The 20,099-nt window shown below is 36.7% G+C and carries 19 protein-coding genes and 1 riboswitch; of the genes, 10 read left to right on the forward strand and 9 right to left on the reverse strand.

Going from position 1 to position 20,099, the window contains the following annotated elements; translation table 11 throughout:
* Window positions 1-6 precede the first annotated feature (6 nt).
* Together JEM65_RS14180 and JEM65_RS14185 are read right to left on the reverse strand one after the other, a co-directional pair.
* Window positions 7-1,239: a glycosyltransferase family 4 protein gene (locus tag JEM65_RS14180; protein WP_199600764.1), complete on the reverse strand. Its 1,233-nt coding sequence runs from the start codon at window positions 1,237-1,239 to the stop codon at window positions 7-9.
* Between the two features lie 94 nt (window positions 1,240-1,333).
* Entirely contained in the window at window positions 1,334-1,807 is a 474-nt protein-coding gene (locus tag JEM65_RS14185; RefSeq protein ID WP_199600766.1) for a heme-binding domain-containing protein, read from the reverse strand.
* A gap of 235 nt (window positions 1,808-2,042) precedes the next feature.
* Between JEM65_RS14185 and purB the strand changes: the two genes are divergently transcribed.
* Together purB and JEM65_RS14195 are read left to right on the forward strand one after the other, a co-directional pair.
* Complete coding sequence (gene purB, locus JEM65_RS14190; RefSeq protein ID WP_199600768.1) at window positions 2,043-3,386, forward strand: adenylosuccinate lyase; 1,344 nt, start codon at window positions 2,043-2,045, stop codon at window positions 3,384-3,386.
* A gap of 3 nt (window positions 3,387-3,389) precedes the next feature.
* Window positions 3,390-3,575 carry a hypothetical protein gene (locus JEM65_RS14195; protein WP_199600770.1) on the forward strand — a complete coding sequence of 62 codons (186 nt, stop codon included), beginning with the start codon at window positions 3,390-3,392 and terminating at the stop codon, window positions 3,573-3,575.
* Window positions 3,576-3,619: 44 nt separating this feature from the next.
* Here the strand turns inward: JEM65_RS14195 and JEM65_RS14200 are convergent, their stop codons facing one another.
* Genes JEM65_RS14200 through JEM65_RS14215 form a run of 4 tightly spaced genes read right to left on the reverse strand, consistent with a single transcriptional unit; the run spans window position 3,620 to window position 5,800 of the window.
* Window positions 3,620-4,165: a DUF4252 domain-containing protein gene (locus tag JEM65_RS14200; RefSeq protein WP_199600772.1), complete on the reverse strand. Its 546-nt coding sequence runs from the start codon at window positions 4,163-4,165 to the stop codon at window positions 3,620-3,622.
* 2 nt (window positions 4,166-4,167) lie between these two features.
* The gene (locus tag JEM65_RS14205; protein ID WP_233530667.1) at window positions 4,168-4,794 is read right to left on the reverse strand and encodes a DUF4252 domain-containing protein; all 627 of its coding nucleotides are present in this window, start codon (window positions 4,792-4,794) and stop codon (window positions 4,168-4,170) included.
* 21 nt (window positions 4,795-4,815) lie between these two features.
* Window positions 4,816-5,304: a hypothetical protein gene (locus JEM65_RS14210; RefSeq protein ID WP_199600774.1), complete on the reverse strand. Its 489-nt coding sequence runs from the start codon at window positions 5,302-5,304 to the stop codon at window positions 4,816-4,818.
* A complete protein-coding gene (locus tag JEM65_RS14215) occupies window positions 5,291-5,800 on the reverse strand; it encodes an RNA polymerase sigma factor (protein ID WP_199600776.1) in 510 nt (169 codons plus the stop codon). Before JEM65_RS14215 ends, JEM65_RS14210 begins: the two co-directional genes overlap by 14 nt.
* 152 nt (window positions 5,801-5,952) lie before the next feature.
* Here JEM65_RS14215 and JEM65_RS14220 point away from each other — a divergent pair, with 152 nt between their 5' ends.
* Window positions 5,953-7,443, forward strand: a complete 1,491-nt coding sequence (locus tag JEM65_RS14220; protein WP_199600778.1) for a S41 family peptidase — start codon at window positions 5,953-5,955, stop codon at window positions 7,441-7,443.
* A gap of 313 nt (window positions 7,444-7,756) precedes the next feature.
* On the opposite strand, the gene JEM65_RS14225 is transcribed toward JEM65_RS14220, so the two are convergent.
* Window positions 7,757-9,703, reverse strand: coding sequence for a TonB-dependent receptor plug domain-containing protein (locus tag JEM65_RS14225; protein ID WP_199600780.1), 1,947 nt, complete (start codon window positions 9,701-9,703; stop codon window positions 7,757-7,759).
* Between the two features lie 62 nt (window positions 9,704-9,765).
* Window positions 9,766-9,980, reverse strand: a riboswitch (cobalamin riboswitch).
* A 106-nt stretch (window positions 9,981-10,086) separates the two neighbouring features.
* Here JEM65_RS14225 and JEM65_RS14230 point away from each other — a divergent pair.
* From JEM65_RS14230 to JEM65_RS14260, 7 genes are all read left to right on the forward strand, one after another.
* Window positions 10,087-11,232 carry an ABC transporter substrate-binding protein gene (locus JEM65_RS14230; protein ID WP_233530668.1) on the forward strand — a complete coding sequence of 382 codons (1,146 nt, stop codon included), beginning with the start codon at window positions 10,087-10,089 and terminating at the stop codon, window positions 11,230-11,232.
* Window positions 11,233-11,274: 42 nt separating this feature from the next.
* Window positions 11,275-12,297: a FecCD family ABC transporter permease gene (locus JEM65_RS14235; RefSeq protein WP_199600784.1), complete on the forward strand. Its 1,023-nt coding sequence runs from the start codon at window positions 11,275-11,277 to the stop codon at window positions 12,295-12,297.
* A gap of 1 nt (window position 12,298) precedes the next feature.
* Window positions 12,299-13,093 carry an ABC transporter ATP-binding protein gene (locus JEM65_RS14240; RefSeq protein ID WP_199600786.1) on the forward strand — a complete coding sequence of 265 codons (795 nt, stop codon included), beginning with the start codon at window positions 12,299-12,301 and terminating at the stop codon, window positions 13,091-13,093.
* A gap of 127 nt (window positions 13,094-13,220) precedes the next feature.
* Window positions 13,221-14,606: a DNA recombination protein RmuC gene (gene rmuC, locus JEM65_RS14245; protein WP_199600788.1), complete on the forward strand. Its 1,386-nt coding sequence runs from the start codon at window positions 13,221-13,223 to the stop codon at window positions 14,604-14,606.
* Window positions 14,596-15,162, forward strand: coding sequence for an acyl-CoA thioesterase (locus JEM65_RS14250; RefSeq protein WP_233530669.1), 567 nt, complete (start codon window positions 14,596-14,598; stop codon window positions 15,160-15,162). The genes rmuC and JEM65_RS14250 overlap by 11 nt, the downstream gene beginning before the upstream one ends.
* Window positions 15,163-15,299: 137 nt before the next feature.
* Window positions 15,300-15,917: a transcriptional regulator gene (locus tag JEM65_RS14255; protein WP_199600790.1), complete on the forward strand. Its 618-nt coding sequence runs from the start codon at window positions 15,300-15,302 to the stop codon at window positions 15,915-15,917.
* Entirely contained in the window at window positions 15,914-16,615 is a 702-nt protein-coding gene (locus JEM65_RS14260) for a DUF3307 domain-containing protein (RefSeq protein WP_199600792.1), read from the forward strand. Before JEM65_RS14255 ends, JEM65_RS14260 begins: the two co-directional genes overlap by 4 nt.
* A 67-nt stretch (window positions 16,616-16,682) precedes the next feature.
* Here JEM65_RS14260 and JEM65_RS14265 read toward each other — a convergent pair whose 3' ends face one another.
* Window positions 16,683-17,087 carry a T9SS type A sorting domain-containing protein gene (locus tag JEM65_RS14265; protein WP_199600794.1) on the reverse strand — a complete coding sequence of 135 codons (405 nt, stop codon included), beginning with the start codon at window positions 17,085-17,087 and terminating at the stop codon, window positions 16,683-16,685.
* 148 nt (window positions 17,088-17,235) lie between these two features.
* On the reverse strand, window positions 17,236-20,088 hold the full coding sequence (gene carB, locus JEM65_RS14270; RefSeq protein ID WP_199600798.1) for a carbamoyl-phosphate synthase large subunit: 2,853 nt from the start codon (window positions 20,086-20,088) through the stop codon (window positions 17,236-17,238).
* Window positions 20,089-20,099: the final 11 nt, after the last annotated feature.

Raw genomic sequence — 20,099 nt, forward strand, 5'->3', positions numbered from 1 at the left:
TTTAGGTTATCTATTCTTCTCCTCAATCCATTTGCTCATATATTTGGTGGATTGCAGGGCGTGATGCTGTAGCATTTGTCCCGTGAAATTTTCATGGCGATGCTCTTCAAGCTGCACCATAATGGCACTAATAGTTTTAAAGAATAAAGTATGGAATGTTGCTTTATTGAAACGCTCTTGTATAACTGTAAAACCATGCTGTTGCTTCTCCTTCCACAACATTTCTTCTTGATATAATTGAACGGCCTGCTCTGCAAAACCATGAGGATCATCTTCAACACATCCATTAGGCTTTAAGTCACCAAACATGCCTTCGGCAGCTATGGACGACATGGCACAAGGTGTGCCGTTTAACATAGCATCTACCAATTTACCCTTTAACCCGGCACCAAAACGCAATGGAGCCAAACAAACTTTTGCATTGGCCATAACTTTATGCACGTCTTTAGCATACCCCTTTATTAAGAATCCGCTGGCATCTTGATGCAATTGTGTAACTTTTTGTGAGGCATAAGCGCCATACACATGCAATTTGGCATTTGGTAATTGTAGTTTAATTAAAGGCCAAATCGTCTCTTTTAAATATAAGGCTGCATTATAATTGGGCTCATGAAGAAAGTTGCCAATGGTGATAAAATCCTGTCGCTGATTAAAAGTTGGTAAATTTTTCATGATTTCTTCAGAAACATGATCTATCTGAAATGGCAAATAAAACATTAGGAAATCAGGAATTTTAAAGTCGGATTTTAACACCTCCATTTCAAATTCTGAGATAATCAAGGATAGATCACAACGGTATATACTGGCCATCTCACGTTTGGCAAAATCATTAAAAAGATAGGACTGATCAAATGTGGCGCCGTCTTTAAAGGCTTGTTCCCTACCCTTTCTTAAACTATGTAAATCTTCAGTGTCCAATACTCTGAGCGCATTAGGACACTGTTCTGCTACGCGCCAACCAAATTGCTCTTCCGTCATAAACCTGTCAAACAACACCACATCAGGTTTAAAACTTTTTATAAAATGGTCAAAGCTGGAATGATTCATCTCAATCGTGGCTTGCACTATGCCTATCTCCGAAAGATCAAAAGCATTGTCACTTTTGGTACAGGCACTTGCAAATATGATTTCATAATCTTCCTTTTGAAAGCCTTCAATAAGCTGCATCATCCTGCTACCAGCGGCAGAACTTCTAGGTTCGGGCCAAACATGACCAATGATAAGTAATTTAGATATCATAAACGGTAACGGTTAAATTTTAAACATAAACAAATTCCAAATTCCAGAGCTGCAGTGCAACATAGAGAATTTGGAATTTAAATAAGTGATTTTACTATTGTGGTTGGGGAGCCAAACTGTATTTTAATCTTACTTTTTTACCCCAATCGACTACTGCCGCAATTTGGGAATCGGTCAACTTCGCTTCTGAATGGGTATAGGTATAAGATTCTAGTGGCATTTCTTTGCTTTCCACTATTTCAATCAATTCTTCAAATTTATGGTCCTTCTTTTTAACCGAGTAATCATCCCATGCCGAAATATTAAAATGTTTTTTCCCATCTTCTATATGGTTTGCCAGCCAAAAATTTAGCGGCGTAATCTCATTGTACCAAGGATATCGTGTCACATCGCTATGACAATCAAAACAAGTCGTTTTCAAAATAGCAGTCACCTCTTCGTTCGGATTGGTATCCATAATAAAAGAATCAAAAGATGCTGTACTACCGGCATTTTCTTCAGGATCGACAAATTGCACTAGGACGAAAATAATTAGCAGTACAACTAAAATTATTTTTAAAAATTTCATCCTCATTTATTTTAGGGTTAAAAGTATTAAAAACAGGTGAGTTTTACAGTCAAATTCAGCTTAGTTTGCCATCAAATCAATCTCTTTCAGAGGGAAAAATTTTAATTTACCAAACGCGGTAGGAACATCAGAACTATTTAAGATGCCCATTGCTTTAAACTTTCTTCAAGCTTCCAGCTTCTAACTTTCTTTCTTATCTTTGCTGCTTCTTTTAACACAACTAATAGCACAACCAATGTCATTAACATCATTAAATGCTATCTCTCCAATTGATGGAAGATACAGAAACAAAGTCAATAGTTTAGCCGATTATTTCTCAGAAGAGGCCCTTATAAAATATCGTGTTCAAATTGAAATCGATTATTTTATCGCGTTATGCGAGTTGCCTTTACCACAACTTACAGCATTCGACGCTTCAAAATTTGATGATTTAAGAACTATTTACAAAGACTTTACAACGGAAGATGCGCTGGCAATAAAAGACATTGAGAAAGTAACCAATCACGACGTAAAAGCGGTTGAGTACTTTATTAAAGAAAAATTTGACGCTCTTAACCTGAATCAATTTAAAGAGTTTATCCATTTCGGATTGACCTCTCAGGACATTAACAACACCGCCATTCCGCTAAGTATTAAGGAAGCCATGAATAACGTGTATGTTCCAGAATATATGAACGTGGTTAAAAAGCTGAAAGACCTATCAGAAGAGTGGGCTAACATCCCCATGTTGGCACGTACCCATGGACAACCAGCCTCTCCTACCCGTTTAGGTAAAGAGATTGCAGTGTTTGCAGTGCGTTTGGAAGAACAGTTTAATTTATTGAATGACATCCCGAGTGCCGCTAAATTTGGCGGTGCTACCGGGAATTTTAATGCCCACAAAGTTGCTTATCCAACGGTAGATTGGAAAGCTTTTGGGAAAGAATTTGTGCAGGAAAAATTAGGCTTACAGCATTCCTTTCCTACCACCCAAATTGAACATTATGACCATATGGCTGCGTTATTCGATACCCTCAAACGCATCAACACCATCCTGATCGACTTAGATAGAGATTTCTGGACCTACGTGTCTATGGATTACTTCAAACAAAAAATTAAAGCTGGAGAAGTTGGCAGTAGCGCCATGCCCCATAAAGTCAACCCTATCGATTTTGAAAATAGTGAAGGAAACTTAGGGATTGCAAATGCCATTTTCGAACACTTATCGGCAAAACTTCCTATTTCGAGATTACAGAGAGATTTAACAGACAGTACCGTGTTGAGAAATGTGGGCGTACCTTTTGGACACACGCTTATTGCGTTTAAAAGCACCTTAAAAGGTTTGGATAAATTAGTATTAAATGAACCTAAATTTCAAGAAGACCTTGAAAACAATTGGGCCGTTGTAGCAGAAGCCATCCAAACCATCTTAAGAAGGGAAGCCTATCCAAATCCGTATGAAGCATTAAAAGGATTGACCAGAACCAATGTAAAAATTGATCAAAAATCAATTTCTGATTTTATAAATAGCCTAGACGTGCCAGAGGCTATCAAGGATGAACTCAAACAGATTACACCGAGTAACTATACCGGAATCTAGAAAATGACCAAAATAAACTTTATTACACGCACACTAACAGGACTAATTGCTTTTGGTTTTTTAATGGCCGCTATTTTTGATGTGCTGGATTATTTTATAGTGAAAGTTTTGCTTTTTGGAATGTTCAGCTTTGTTGTAATTGCTATGTTTATCAGTTTATTACAAAACAAAAATCACCCAGAAGTTTAAAATTTCCAGGTGATTTTAATTTAAATGTCCTTGCAGCTCTTTGCTTATTTAAAAAACTCTGTAAATTGATTGAGCTGTGAATCGTCAATAGAGGCTTTGTCTAAGGCAGAAGCTAGGGTCATAATTTTATTAGGATCCATCTCATTCCCGAGCACTCTAACCACCGCAAATCCTTTACCATCAATATTTCCAAAAACAATAAATTCTTCTATGTCATCTTCTTCTCCTAAGAATTTAATGATAAACTTTCCATTTTCTGGATTGCCACCACGCATCAATTCTTCATATTTTGGATCTTCTAAAATGGAGGTTACTTTTGCTAATTCTGTTTCATAGTCAGCCCTATGATCTGGCTTCATTTTATAGGCTAACATATTCAGCTTTTTAATAGACTTATACGCTTCCTTCTGGTCTTGGGTCAGTTGCTCTTTATCAAGATTCAACATGCTCAAGGGCACGTCTATGGAAAGAAAGTTAGGCTGCTCCTGATTGTCTACATAATAAGTTTGTAATGATGGTCCTTGGTTGCAACTAAATAACGTTGCAACCAATAGTACCATTCCTGTCAGATTTTTGATTGATGCTTTCATGATTATTGTTTTTTACCTTTACTGGCTTTTTCAAGATGCTCGCCACCCGGAACATTCATTTTACTGGTAATTTTAGAAATCTCTCTCAAGTCTATATCGCCAATAATAGATACGACTATGGTTTCAATATCCCGTTTTTCGCCATTAATTTCAATGTTGGCATCTTTGGTCAATTCTTTTAAACCGTTAATGTACATTAACAATTCTCTTACATGGTTTTCATCACGTCCTTCTTTAACGTAAAACTTTACCGTCTGGTTACCATCTTTAAAGCGCATCAACTCATCCAGTTTAGAACTGCCAATATATTTTTCTGCATCAGCGGCTAAATTTGAAGATATCGTCTTGTCTCCTGTACTTAATACTTTTATACTCTCAACTTTTTTGACCATATCTAAAAACCCTTGCGCTTCCGGATCGTCAAGATCCACATCAATAGTGGCAATCATTTTAAACATTTTTTGGCTGATCACCCCTGAGGTGACCCCTTTCATGGACTCATATTTACTGAAAAAACTTTGTCCGAAGGATACCATTGGTACAATCATTATGGCTAATAATAGGATTGCTTTTTTACTCATGTCGCTCCTATTTTGCAGATATGCGTGAAGATTTTTTACATTTTTCATAATTTTTCTTTTTTAATATTGTTAGTCGTTTCTTATTATTCTTTTTGCTGTGTTTTGAAATTCTTTCAGGTAATTAAGGTTTTCAGCACCCTCGTTAAGCTTAGAGGACACCAATTTAAAAGCCCCCAAACTATTAGTTCCCTTATTAAGCTTTGAAGATACTAAACTAAAGACCTCCATAGTCTGGTTGTATGCTAGCAGTTCCTCATGGTTTAAATCTTCTAAGGTTGTTTTTTGATTCATTTGAAAATACGCACCCAACATCAGGATGGCTATTGCTGCAACCGAAATCCATTGATATAATTTTTTACGTTTAGGCTGCAATGGCAATGCTTTGGTAAACTGTTCTTGCCGTGTGTCTGATACATATTGAAACAACAGTTTATAAGATTCTAGATGCTGCGGAATATCTTCCTGAGCAAAATAAACTTTAAGCTGTGCTTCTTCAGCTAAGGTTGTTTCAGCATTATCGTATTTTTCTAAAAGCTGTTCTATATTATGTAATGCCATAGCGGTGTTTATTTGTTAATTTTTCTCTTATTGTTTTTCTTGCTCTTGAAAGTGCTACTCTCACTGCAGTTTCGTTCATTTCCAAAACCTTTGCAATTTCATCAAAATCATATTCTTCAATATCTCTCAATTGCACAATCATTTTTTGCTGATCTGGCAACTCATCCATTATCTTCGAAACCCAATGGACACTATCCTTATTTTCAATCTGTTTCTGTAAAGACACGTTATGATCCTGATAATTGCTGTGGACAATCTTCAAATTTTGTGCCTGTTTTGATTTTAATCGGTCCAAACACAAATTTTTGGTCATTGTCATTGAAAACGCTTCCACATTCTTATAGTTTTCAATCTTCTTATTATTATTCCATAATTTCAATAACACCTCCTGTGTGGCATCTTCCGCCTCCTCCTTCGACACTAAAAGTCGCTTTGAAAGCCTGAAGATCTTATCTTTAAAAGGCATTACCAATTTTAAAAAATTAGTTTGTGTCATTATGGTTAGTTTATAACAAGTGAGTCAGACTTGTTTCTATGTTTACGACGATAGAGTTTCAGTTTTGTTACAAATAATTTTGATTTAATAATAATGTCAGTAAATTTAGAGCAAAATAACGGTTCAAGTTATTTTAAAGAAAAAGAAAAGTTATGAGAATATTAAAAATTGCCCTATTGGCGCTAGTTGTATTCAGCGTAAACACAAGTTGTTACGACGATAAAGACGACAACATTATTGACACTTCCGTAATTGGGGGGGTTGAAGTGAATGAGATTAACGATTTTGTTTGGAAAGCTATGAATATATTTTATCTCTATAAGGATGAAATTCCTAATTTAGCAGACAACCGTTTTTCTACAGATGAAGCGTACGCCGCTTATATTAATGGTTTTAATGAGCCTGAAGACTTATTTGAAAGTTTAATCTATCAACGAGAAGTGGTGGATCGTTTTAGTTTCATTACCTCAGACTATGTGGCTTTAGAACAACAATTTGCTGGTGTTTTTAAAAGCAATGGTCTTGAATTTGATTTCTATAGACAACCTCAAGATCCAAACGCTGTTTTTGGCCTTGTGCGGATAGCTTTGAACGATAGTCCAGGAAGCATTGGAGGTGTAAAACGTGGAGATATTTTTAATGCCATAAATGATGTACCAATGACTGTAGAAAATTTTGCTTCATTGTTGAGACCAGACACTTATACGTTAAACTTCGCGAATTATAACACCAACGGCACTGCAACTGTTGATGATGATAAAATTGAATCCAACAATTCAGAAGCTACTTTAACTAAAATAGAGTATAACGAAAACCCCATTCATATTGCAAAAGTAATTGAAGTTAACGGTTCTAAAATTGGTTACTTAATGTACAATGGCTTTATCAGAAATTATGATGAACAATTAAATAATGCTTTTGGCGATTTTAAAACTGCCGGTGTACAACATTTAGTATTGGATTTAAGATATAATGGGGGTGGATCAGTAAATACAGCTGCTCTTTTAGCGAGTATGATTACAGGTCAGTTTAACGGCCAAGTTTTTTCTAAGCTTGTATATAATAAAAATTTACAGTCAGAAAACACATCGTTTAATTTTAGAAACACCGCTAATGAAGTTGGGGGTGCTATCAATTCTCTCAATTTAGATAAGATTTATGTGTTGACTACCAATAGAACTGCTTCAGCAAGTGAGTTGATTATTAATAGTCTTTCTCCTTATATCAATGTCGTTCAAATTGGGGGTAAAACAACTGGAAAATCGCAAGCGTCTATCACCTTATATGATTCTCCCAATTTTTCCCGTGAAAATGCCAACCCCAATCATACCTATGCTATTCAACCTTTAGTGGCAATGTCTATCAATAAAAACGACCAGCCTGTTGCTCCTACAGGCATTGAAAGTGCTTTAGAGCAGTTTAGAGTTAGGGAAATTGTCAATAACCTTGGGGTTTTAGGAGATGTCAATGAGCCATTTTTAGCGAGAGCCATTGCGGATATTACTGGAAGTAACCGCCCAGCTCCTTCATCTATGGAAAGACAATTGGTTCCTTTAAAAGATAACGTTGATGCCAACATTTTAGACAACGAAATGTACATTGATGCTGAACTGAAAGTTAAACTTCTTGAAAAATTTCAATGAGTAAAATAATTATAATGAGTAAAATTAATAAAGCCGCTAAAAATTTAGCGGCTTTATTATTTCTATACATCAGTGTCCGGTAAAACAGGTAAAAAGTTTGTAAACCCCCTTAAAGCATGATCTGGTTCGAGAACTTAAAAATGACACCTTGTTTTTGAAACCAATTTCTCTTAGAGTGATTGGGTAAATTTAATTTAGAATAACGACTGTTTATCAGTAAGTTATAATCAAGTCTTTGTTCTTTTCCCGATAGTTATCGGGACTANNGCGCAGCGATCTTAATTCTTTATCGGACAATAATGATTTCTATAGTTTATAAATTCAGACTAAATCCAATATTTATATTTCTACCGCGTGTACTGTACCCATACAGTTCTTCATAATCTGCATTGAAAATATTGGTCACGTTTGCAAATAATGTCATTTTATTCTTGACAATTTTATGGCTGATGTAAAAATCAAACAGACTGTAGGATTTTAATGTCATGTCATCATTCATAAAGGTATCACTGTTAAACACAGAGTCCCTTCTGTCATCATTATATTGGTAAGTAATACTCATAAAAGTTGCCTCACAAACTTGAAAGTTTAAGTTGGCATTGACCTTCAATTCCGGAATGCGCAGGTTAAGGTCTTCTTCAACTTTAGTATAAGTGGCATTTGTACCAATGCTTAAGCTTTTTGAAAACTGATATTTTGCAGTCATCTCAATACCACTTGCCGTAAATTCAGTAGGTTGATTTTGATACTGATATACAAAACCGCCCAAATCTACAAAATCAATAAAATTCTTTTCATCCCTTGTAAAGTATATCGCACTAAAGGTTGCTTTATCTTTAATGTGAAATTCTGCACCTATCTCTATAGTCGTGTTTTCTTCAGGATCCAACTCTGCGTTCCCGTAAAGCGGTTCAATCAATTGGTACAAGGATGGTGTGATGTAAGCCGTACTGTAACTGGTCATTCCCTTTATATATCCAAAACCGACATCTTTTTTAAACGATGGATTTATGCTATAGACCATATGTGAGCCATATTCTGAATGGTTATTTAAACGTGCTCCTATATTAACATTCAACCCAAAATCAGACAGATACACCATATTTACATAGGGATCAATAATTGTGAAAGATGCTTCTTTTGGATCAATGCTTTGTTCAAAATCTGTACTTCCAAACGGAATGGTAAAACTTTCCATTTGATTTTCCTGTGCATTCACACCCAGAACGGTATAAAATTGATCATTGAAATTGTAGCGGTTAAAAAGATCTCCTATAAAACTTTGGGCATTAAATTGGGCAGGGAAACTTGAAAAAATTTCGCGTTCAATGTTATTGTAGGCAGCATTTAAGGTGATACTTCCATTGTTATAACTAAACTCAGGCGACAATCCCAAACGGTATTGGTTTGTTTTAGACATATCATCCGTGTCTATGCCAGAAAAACCATCATCAAAATCTGCTTTAAACTTATCAAAACTGGCATAAGTATTTAATTTGAAACTTTCTGAAAATTCATAACCTAATTTCAAATTTCCGTTGATGGCATTATAGGGGTCAGATTCTGTGCCTGTTGAAATTGCAGAAAGACCATCTGTAAATTGATGTCCAAAGCTTCCCAAATAATTGAACTGGCCCAAAGTACCATTCACGGAGACACTATTCCTAAAATCTTCTATGCTATAATCATTTTCATTAGAAGATTGGTTGCTGCCTAAAACACTTCTAAAATTAGCAGAAGCTGCATTTTTTGAAGCTTTTTTTAACTCAATATTAATGACTGCCGTTGCGGCACCAGACCCATAAAGTGTACTTGAGGCGCCTTTTAGAATCTCAATACTTTCTACCTGATCAGCATTGAGCAATCTCAAATCGTAATCGTTAGCAATTTGCGACGCATCTGTTACGGCAATACCATCAATCAAGACCAGAACCTGCCTGTTTCTCCCGCCTCTGACGTAATACGAAAGATTTTGGCCTGCGCTACTTTTTGTGCCATTAATTTCAATTCCTGCGGTGGTATTGATGATTTCCGCAATGGATTTCCCTTGCAAATGTTGCAACTCCTTTTGTGTGATTTTGGTAATAACCTTCCCGGAATTTTCGCGTTTTAGATTGAATTTAGAATCAGAGATGACCACTTCATCCAGCTGTTCCACTTTAGTGGAATCTGTACCAATAGCAATCGGAAACTGTTGTGCAACGCTGCATATTGACATACCAAATGCCAATACACCAAAAACTTTTGTTTTGTTGTTCATTTAATTAATAATACTCGGAATCGTATGGTGATCATACGTAAACTTTTATCCCGAAAGTTTGACTTATGTGTTTGAATTTGGCAGGTCTCCTGACTTGTTTTATGTTACAATACCTTCCCAGTGTTAACCAGTGGCAATTGAAGTGTGTAACATCTCAATTTGAGTCGCCCAAAACTTGGACAAAAACTTACAGTTGCGGGAACAGTCCTGGATTTTAACCAGATTCCCTTTTAATCGACATAGATGATTATGTCAAACCAAAATTCTGTGCAAATTTAAACATTTTAAATGGAATCCGACTGATGAAATGAAAGGTTTTAAAAATGGTGCTGCACTTAAATCAATTAATTAATCTTAAATTTGACATTCAAAATCAAAACGCTTTGAAAAATATTCCATTAGTATTTCTTTTTCTACTTCTTGTAAACTGTAAAGACACAACACCCTCCAGCAAACTAAATGAAACTCCTGCAACCCAACAAGAGGCCTTGTTATATGCAGAAGGTTTTTCAATTGAAGACTATCAAGATTTTAAGGTCTTGACAATTAAAAATCCTTGGCCAACATCTGAACAAACCTTTCGCTACGCCTTGATCAGTAAAGAAATGGCACCTAAAATCACGTTGAACAGAGATGACTATGATGGCATTTTAATAACCCCTATTGAAAAAATTGTAGTGACCTCTACCACACATATTCCTGGGTTGGAATTATTAAATGTTGAAAACACATTGATTGGTTTCCCTGGCACTGACTATGTGTCTTCAGAAAAAACGCGAGCGCTGATTGATAAAGGATCAATTAGGGAATTGGGCAAAAACGAAAGCATCAATACAGAAGTGCTATTGGAGCTCCGGCCAGAATTGGTGATGGGTTTTGGTATTGATGGCAATAATAAAACCTTTGATAATATTCAAAAAGCAGGAATTCCTGTTATTTTTAATGGAGAGTGGGTAGAAGCTTCTCCTTTGGCAAAGGCGGAATGGATTAAGGTTTTTGGAGTGCTTTACAATAAAACTAGAGAGGCTGATTCTATTTTTAACGCTATTGAAACTGATTATTTGGAAGCAAAAGTTATCGCCAAACAAGCTACCAAACAACCTACCGTCTTAAGTGGCGCCATGCACAAAGACGTGTGGTATTTGCCAAGCGGGACCAGTTCTGAAGGGATTCTTTTAAAAGATGCCAATGCTAATTATTTATGGAGCGATACGACAGCAAAAGGGAGTCTGTCCCTGAGTTTCGAAAATGTTTTCAACGAGGCTAAAGATGCTGATATTTGGATCAGTCCGTCATATTACCCAAGTTTGGATGCCCTTGAAAAAGCCAACGCACATTATACCAAGTTCGAGGCCTTTCAAACTGGAGAAGTTTATTCTTTTGTGGGCACTACAGGAGCTACAGGTGGCGTCTCCTATTTTGAAATGGGTATGGCTCGGCCGGATTTGGTTTTAAAAGATTTGATAAAAGTCTGCCATCCTGAATTAATGGAAGATTACGAGTCTTACTTTTTCAAACAATTGAAATAAAGTTTTTTACAAGACTCATTCCTTCAACAATAAAAAAACTGATTGAACACGAAATACACATATCCGTTTCTAAGTTTGATAGCCCTGCTCATCATCTTTTTTTTCGTAAACATCAGTTTGGGTTCCGTATCCATCCCTACCCAAGAAATTTTTAAAAGTCTTATTGGAGATATTAACAATGCCTCTTGGCAATACATTATTCAAGATTACCGTTTGCCAAAAGCTTTTACGGCTATTTTAGTAGGATCAGGATTGGGAATCTCTGGACTTTTGATGCAAACCTTATTTAGAAATCCTTTAGCTGGACCTTTTGTATTAGGGATCAGTTCTGGTGCAAGCTTAGGCGTGGCGTTGGTTATTTTGGGATCTGGACTTTTTGGAGGCGTATTTGCAAGTTTATTAATCTCAAAATGGAGCATTGTTATTGCCGCCAGTTTGGGGAGTTTTCTGGTATTACTAGCGGTTATGATTGTATCCTCACGGGTAAGGGATACGATGGCCATTCTTATTATAGGCTTGATGTTTGGAAGCATCACTTCGGCTGTAGTAAGTGTGCTCTCCTATTTTAGTTCTGCGGAAGAATTGCAACAGTATATCTTTTGGGGATTTGGAAGTTTGGGCAACCTCTCTTGGAACGAATTGTTTATCTTTTTCTTAATCTATTTAGCTGGAATTTTGATCACAATCAGTTCTATAAAAGGTTTGAACACGCTGTTGTTAGGAGAAAACTATGCGAAAAGTCTAGGTCTTAAATTAAAACAAAGCCGATTGATCATCATTATTGCAACAAGTTTATTGGCAGGAACAATTACTGCCTTTGCAGGCCCAATAGCTTTTATTGGATTAGCCATTCCGCACATGACCCGTCAAGTTTTTCATACTTCAAATCACAAAATTTTATTACCAGCAGTGTTTTTATTTGGCGCCATTGTAATGCTCATTTGTGATAGTATTGCGCAATTGCCAACCAGCGATTATACGCTCCCAATTAATGCCATCACATCATTAGTTGGGGCGCCAGTAGTAATTTGGTTGTTAACCCGAAAACGCAAAATGTTTTTTTAAAGTGAAAAATGAACAGCAACATATCGTCCTTGAAACAAAAAACCTTTCCGTTGGTTACACCTCTAAAAAAAGAGCCAATGTCATTGCTGATTCTATAAATATAGCATTGCAAAAAGGACAACTCATCGGTTTGGTGGGTGCGAATGGGATAGGAAAGTCGACGCTGTTACGAACCTTGACCACCGTTCAAAAGCCGTTGCAAGGTGACATTTTTATCAACTCAAAATCTATTACCGACTATACCACTGTTGAATTGGCAAAACAGTTGAGTTTGGTACTCACGGAACAAATAGCCTCAAAAAACCTCTCTGTTTTTGAATTGGTGGCCTTAGGACGACAACCGTATACCAATTGGGTGGGCAATCTGTCCGACAACGATCTCAAGATTATTGAGCAAGCGCTCCTACACACAAACATTATTGCCCTTAGAGATAAAAAGTGTTTTGAATTAAGCGATGGCCAACTTCAAAAAGTAATGATTGCAAGAGCATTGGCACAAGACACAGATTTGATTATTTTAGATGAGCCTACCACACATTTAGACATGTACCACAAGGCCTATATTTTAAAACTGCTTCAAAAATTAGCCAAAGAAACGGGCAAAACCATCTTATTTTCTTCGCATGAAATAGATCTGGCCATTCAATTGTGCGATACGATAATTGTGATGAGCAGCACAGAAGTGATTTCGGGTTCGCCTTGCCAGTTGATTGCAAATGGTACATTTAACACCCTATTTCCAGAAGATTTAATTGCCTTCGATCAGAGTACCGGGAGTTTTAAAGTTAAAAAATAGTCAGGGTATACAGTCTTCTACGTGTGTTATACCTGTTTTCTAATTTAGAATATCCAGCTAAATCTTCTATTCTCAGAAATCGGTCGTCGCTCAAAAAAATCTATCTTTGGTAAAATTGAAATTTTAAATGAACGACCATATCATTCTCATAATTGCGATCCTTGTTGCTGGTGGCATTGGCGCCTATATTGGTATCACCATCTCCAGACTTAAAAGTAAGGGTGAACAAAGCGCACTCGAAGAACGAATTCTCAATGTTCAACAGCAACTCCAAGACATGAAGTTTCAGTACGCCTCAGAAGTTCAAAAAATCGAACAGAAAAATGAAGCGCAAATCGTTTCTATCAATGAAACTTTGAATAAACTTGAACACGAGCGCGAAAGCATCCGTAGGGAAAAAGAATTCCTCAATACGGAATTGACCCGTAGAAATTCAGATTTTGAAAACCTCGCTCTTAAAAATCAAGAACAAAAAGCTGAAGTAGAGAAATTACAGGAAAAATTCACCAAAGAATTTGAAAATTTGGCCAATAAAATTTTGGATGAGAAATCCAGCAAATTCACACTGCAGAACAAAGAAAATATTGATGCGATTTTAAAACCGTTACAAGAGAAAATTCAGCATTTTGAAAAACGTGTGGAAGAAACCAATAAAGAAGATATCACTAGAAGTGCTGATTTGCGCCGTCAAATTATAGGATTGACTGAACTGAATGAGCAAATGAGCAAAGAGACCACCAATTTGACCAAAGCTTTAAAAGGAGATACCAAAATGCAGGGGAATTGGGGGGAATTGGTTTTGGAGCGCGTTATGGAACGCAGCGGACTTCAAAAAGACAGCGAGTATTTTGTGCAACAAAGTTTTACGACGGAAGACGGTAAACGCGTGATGCCTGACGTGGTGATTTCGTTACCGGGAGATAAAAAAATGATTGTAGATTCTAAAGTTTCATTGGTAGCTTATGAACGCTACATTAATGAGGTAGACGAATCTGAACGCACTATCCACTTAAAAAACCATCTGCTATCAGTGAGAAAACGGGTGAGTGAATTGGGCGAAAAAAATTACCACCAACTCTACGAGATGGAAAGTCCTGATTTTGTGCTCTTGTTCATTCCTATCGAATCAGCTTTTGCCATCGCCTCTATGGAATACCCTGCACTGTATAGCGATGCCTTCGAAAAAAATATTATTATTGTTACACCTACCACCTTGCTTGCTGTTTTAAAAACGATTGATAGTATGTGGCAAAACGAGAAACAAAAAGCCAATGCTATAGAAATTGCCACACAAGCGGGCCGTTTGTATGATTCTTTTGTTAATTTAACTGACGAATTAATCAAGGTTGGCTCTCAATTGGGTACGGTTCAAAAATCGTACGATAGTGCCATGATAAAATTAACCGGAAAAGGTAATCTAATTAAGCGTGTAGAAACCTTGAAAACACTTGGCGCCAAAGCCAGTAAACAACAAAATGAAAAATTATTGAAACGTGCTATTGATGATGAATAACCAACAAGACGAAAAGAAATACAAAAAAGTAGACGCGTCCAGGATCTTAATTTCTGAATTGATGCAGCCATCCAATTCTAATTTTAACGGCAAAATCCACGGAGGATATATTCTCAATTTAATGGATCAAATTGCTTTTGCGTGTGCTTCAAAACATTCTAAAACCTATTGTGTTACAGCCTCTGTAGATACCGTAGATTTTTTAAATCCTATTGAAATTGGTGAGTTGTTAACCCTGAAAGCCTCTGTAAACTATGTAGGTAATACCTCCATGGTGGTTGGCATTCGCGTAGAGGCTGAAAACATTAGAACTGGTGCCATAAAACACTGCAACTCCTCATATTTTACAATGGTAGCTAAAGATGATGAAGGAAATTCAGTGGAAGTTCCGGGCTTGATTTTAAATGACAAACAAGAAATAAGACGTTTTTTAAAGAGTTTGAAACGCCTTGAAATGAAGAAATTGCGACGAAGGGAATTTGAAGAGAAAGATTTTTCACCCAATGACTATCTGCATCTTTTAGAAGATCATAAGGTGAAAGTGATGCTGCCATAAGTTGTTTATATCGTAAATATGTGATATATTTGAATATCAACCAATAAAGCGATATTTTAATATATCATTTAATTAGATGATAATTAATTTAATCATGGATTGTCGTGATATTGAAACATATCATTAAATTAGTTGTTATGACGAGTATATTAACGGGAGATATTATCAGATCCAGATCGATTAAAGATTCTGAAGTGTGGCTTTCTGTATTAAAAGACGCTTTAATAGCCTGTGCTCCAAAAACTACGGATTGGGATATTTACAGGGGTGACAGTTTTCAATTAGAGACCCCAAACATTGAAGAAAGTCTTAAAGCTGCTATTTACATTAAAGCCTGTGTTAAAACAATTAAGGGTTTAGACGTGCGCATTGCCATAGGTATTGGCAAAAAAACCTTTAAAGGCAAAACCGTTGTAGAATCTAATGGGGAAGCGTTTCAATTTTCTGGCGAAACTTTAGAACAACTCAAAAAAGAAAAAGTCAATCTTAAAATAAAGACCGCCAATTCGCAATTGGACCAAGAACTCAATTTATATTTTAAATTAGCCCTGACCATTATGGACCATTGGAGCTCCAATTCGGCCGAAATTGTCAAATTGCATATAGAGCAACCACACGCTCTCCAAGAAGAGCTGGGCAAACAGTTGGGCATTAACCAAAATGCAGTGAGCAGTAGACAGAAACGTGCGCATTTGGATGTTATCATGCAGCTAGAAGCACTTTACCGTAAAAAGATAACACACTTACAGATATGATCTTGATAAAACTCATACTCGCGCATCTCATTGGTGATTTTTTTCTGCAACCGACGTCTTGGGTGAAAGAAAAGGAGAAACGAAAGTTGAAGTCGCCTAAACTCTATCTACACGTCCTCATTCATATTGCCCTTTTGTTTCTGATTCTTTGGGATTTTTCAAAATGGCCCATCATCCTTATTATTGGTGTTTCGCATTTTCTCATCGACGCGTTGAAACTCATCTTCCAAAGTAAAAGAACGAAGCGACTACTATTTTTTATCGATCAATCACTGCATATTTTAGTGCTTATAGCCATCTATTGGGCAGGAATGTCTAAGGAAGGGTTTTTAAGCGAACTTTTTACCGACCATACGCTTATTCTTTTAACCTGTATCCTATTCTTGACCCTTCCCGTTTCCATCATCATGAAAACCATCTTTATGAAATGGGATATTTCCAAGTTCACGGAAGGCAATGAATCTCTTAAAGATGCGGGAATGTATATTGGAATTCTAGAACGAATTCTAGTATTTGTGTTTGTGATCTTAAATCATTGGGAAGCCGTTGGTTTTTTGATTACAGCAAAATCCGTCTTTAGGTTTGGCGATTTAAAGGAATCTAAAGAGCGTAAACTTACAGAATACATCTTAATTGGTACGTTGATCAGTTTCGGAATCGCTATTCTCATTGGGTTAATGTACAAAATGGTCATCTGATAATTCCATAAAAAAACCACCAAGATGGTGGTTTTAGATATATTCCAAAAAATAAATTAGATCTTATTTATTGCTTTATAAATCGTTTGATATGGGTACCACTGTCAGCAGTTATTTTTACCAAATACACCCCATCGTTCCATTTTGAAACATCCACAGTGCTTGAAAGTTTAGACAGTGCTTTTGTCAAGATCTTATTACCCAATACATCAAAAATTTCCAGTTTAACATTTTTAAGACCTTTAGGCACTATCAGCTGAAATTTGGAATTCGCTGGATTAGGGGTCATTTTAAAATCATTTACATCTCCCTCCTCTTGATCAAAAGAGATGGTTCGTAAAGACGTATCCCAAAAACCATTAGAAACCACAGCCGTATGGTTATAAAACCCCATAACATTATCAGCCTTGGTGTCTGCAAAGCTATAAGAGATAAATAAAAACCCCAAAAGGGATAAAGTGATTTTTTTCATAGATAATACATATTAAAATCGACGATACTACTGTTGTTTTTGTCCTCAACAAGAAGGTATTACGTCTGAAACACCACACAGTATCTTGTTAATAATCACTAAATTACAAATTATTAACAAGACTAACAGTGTACTTAATAAAATTTTATTATTTACTCAAATACATTTTACGCCTTGAGTACAAGTTATAGAACTCATCATCCTTCAGGTTATCAATAAATAAGATGCTTTCTCCTGTACTTTTCATTTCAGGACCTAATTGCTTATTCACATTAGGAAATTTATTAAAAGAAAACACAGGTTGCTTAATGGCAAAACCTTCCAATTGAGGATTGAAGTTAAAGTCCGTTACCTTTTTCTCTCCCAACATCACTTTTGTAGCATAATTAACATAAGGCTCCTTGTAAGCCTTCGCTATAAATGGTACGGTTCTAGACGCTCTCGGGTTGGCCTCAATGATGTACACCACATCATCTTTTATAGCAAATTGAACGTTGATCAAACCTACGGTATTTAATGCCAAGGCAATTTTTTTAGTATGATCTTTTATTTGTTGCAATACAAACTCACCCAAGTTAAACGGTGGCAAGGTGGCATTACTGTCGCCAGAATGGACGCCGCACGGTTCAATATGCTCCATGATCCCGATGATGTAAACGTTTTCTCCATCACAAATAGCATCAGCTTCTGCCTCTATAGCGCCATCTAAATAATGGTCTAGAAGCAATTTATTATTAGGCATGCTTCTAAGCAAATTCACCACATGTTCCTCCAATTCGTTTCTATTGATAACAATCTTCATGCCTTGACCTCCAAGAACATAAGAAGGTCTTACCAAAATAGGGAAACCGAGATCATCTGAAATTGCCAAAGCCTCATCTGCAGTAGTGGCAACGGCAAATTCTGGATAAGGAATGTTATTTTCTTGCAATAAAGTTGAGAAACTTCCTCTGTCTTCTGCTAAATCTAAAGATTCATAAGTAGTTCCTATAATTTTAATCCCGTAACGGTCTAACTTTTCGGCAAGCTTCAAGGCGGTTTGCCCACCTAATTGTACAATCACACCTTCTGGCTTTTCATGACGAATGATGTCATAAATATGTTCCCAAAATACGGGTTCAAAATACAATTTATCAGAGATGTCAAAATCTGTAGATACCGTTTCAGGGTTACAATTGATCATGATGGTCTCGTAACCACATTCTGAAGCCGCCATAACCCCATGCACACAACAATAATCGAACTCGATACCTTGTCCAATTCGGTTAGGACCAGATCCTAAGACGATGATTTTCTTTTTATCCGTCACCACGCTTTCATTGGCAGATACGCGGGTGCCGTCTGGTGATTCCATTTCGTTTTCAAAAGTGGAATAATAATAAGGGGTTTGTGCTTTAAACTCGGCAGCACACGTGTCTACCAATTTATACACACGTTTTATTTTAAGTTCCTCACGTTTGTTATACACTTGACTCTCCAAACAGTCTAACATATGCGCTATCTGTCTGTCGCCGTAACCTTTTTGCTTTGCTTCCAACAACAAATCACGGTCAATAGTATCAACAGTGAAGGTTGATATTTCCTTTTCAATATGGTATAATTCTTCATATTGCTTTAAGAACCACATGTCAATTTTTGTGATTTCATGAATACGACTCAACGGAATTCCCATTTGAATGGCATCATAAATCACAAAAACACGATCCCAACTGGCATGCGTTAATTTCTCGATAATTTGATCATAATTTTTATACCCTTTTCCGTCAGCACCAAGTCCGTTACGCTTAATTTCTAAAGATTGTGTTGCCTTATGAAGTGCTTCCTGGAATGAACGCCCAATAGCCATCACCTCGCCTACTGATTTCATTTGAAGTCCTAAGGTTCTATCAGAACCTTCAAATTTGTCAAAATTCCATCTTGGAATCTTCACAACTACATAATCTAAAGTAGGTTCAAATAAAGCAGACGTCGATTTGGTGATTTGGTTACTCAATTCATCCAAGTGATACCCAATAGCCAATTTTGCCGCAATTTTCGCAATAGGATATCCTGTTGCTTTACTTGCCAATGCAGAAGATCGGGATACACGCGGATTGATTTCAATGGCAATGATATCTTCATTTTCATCAGGACTCACTGCAAACTGAACGTTACAACCTCCAGCAAAATCACCAATACTTCGCATCATATGGATTGCCATATCACGCATACGTTGGTAGGTGGTGTCAGATAAGGTCATGGCAGGGGCTACCGTAATGGAGTCTCCTGTGTGGATCCCCATTGGGTCCATGTTTTCAATGGTACAAATAATAACAACGTTGTCATTTCTATCGCGCAATAACTCCAATTCGTATTCTTTCCACCCAATCAAAGCTTTATCAATCATTACCTCGTGAATTGGAGACACCTCTAACCCGCGTGTCAGTAATTCATCAAATTGATCTTCAGTATGTACAAATGAGGCTCCTTCTCCACCCAGTGTAAAAGAGGCTCTAATCACCAAAGGAAACCCAAACTCCTGCGCAATTTCTTTTCCTTCTAAATAAGAGGTTGCCGTAGCTTGAGGTGCCATCGGAACACCAATTTTGAGCATTAACTCCCTAAACTCTTCTCTATCTTCAGTAATGTTTATGGCGTTGATGTCTACACCAATAAGTTTTACGCCAAAATCATTCCAGATGCCTTTTTCATCGGCCTGAATACATAAATTTAACGCAGTTTGACCACCCATTGTTGGTAAAACAGCATCAATTTGGGGATGCTCTTTTAAGATTTGAATGAGTGATTTGGTAGTGAGTGGCAGTAAATAGACATGATCAGCCATAGTAGGATCTGTCATGATGGTTGCCGGATTTGAATTGATGAGGATGGTTTCTATACCATCTTCACGAAGTGAACGTAAGGCTTGAGTGCCAGCGTAATCGAATTCGCAAGCTTGTCCGATAACAATTGGTCCTGAGCCAATTATAAGTACAGATTTGATATTTTTGTTTCTAGGCATTATGATGGATT

The sequence above is a fragment of the Gelidibacter salicanalis genome (assembly GCF_016469035.1).
In the GTDB taxonomy this organism is placed as follows: Bacteria; Bacteroidota; Bacteroidia; order Flavobacteriales; family Flavobacteriaceae; genus Gelidibacter; species Gelidibacter salicanalis_A.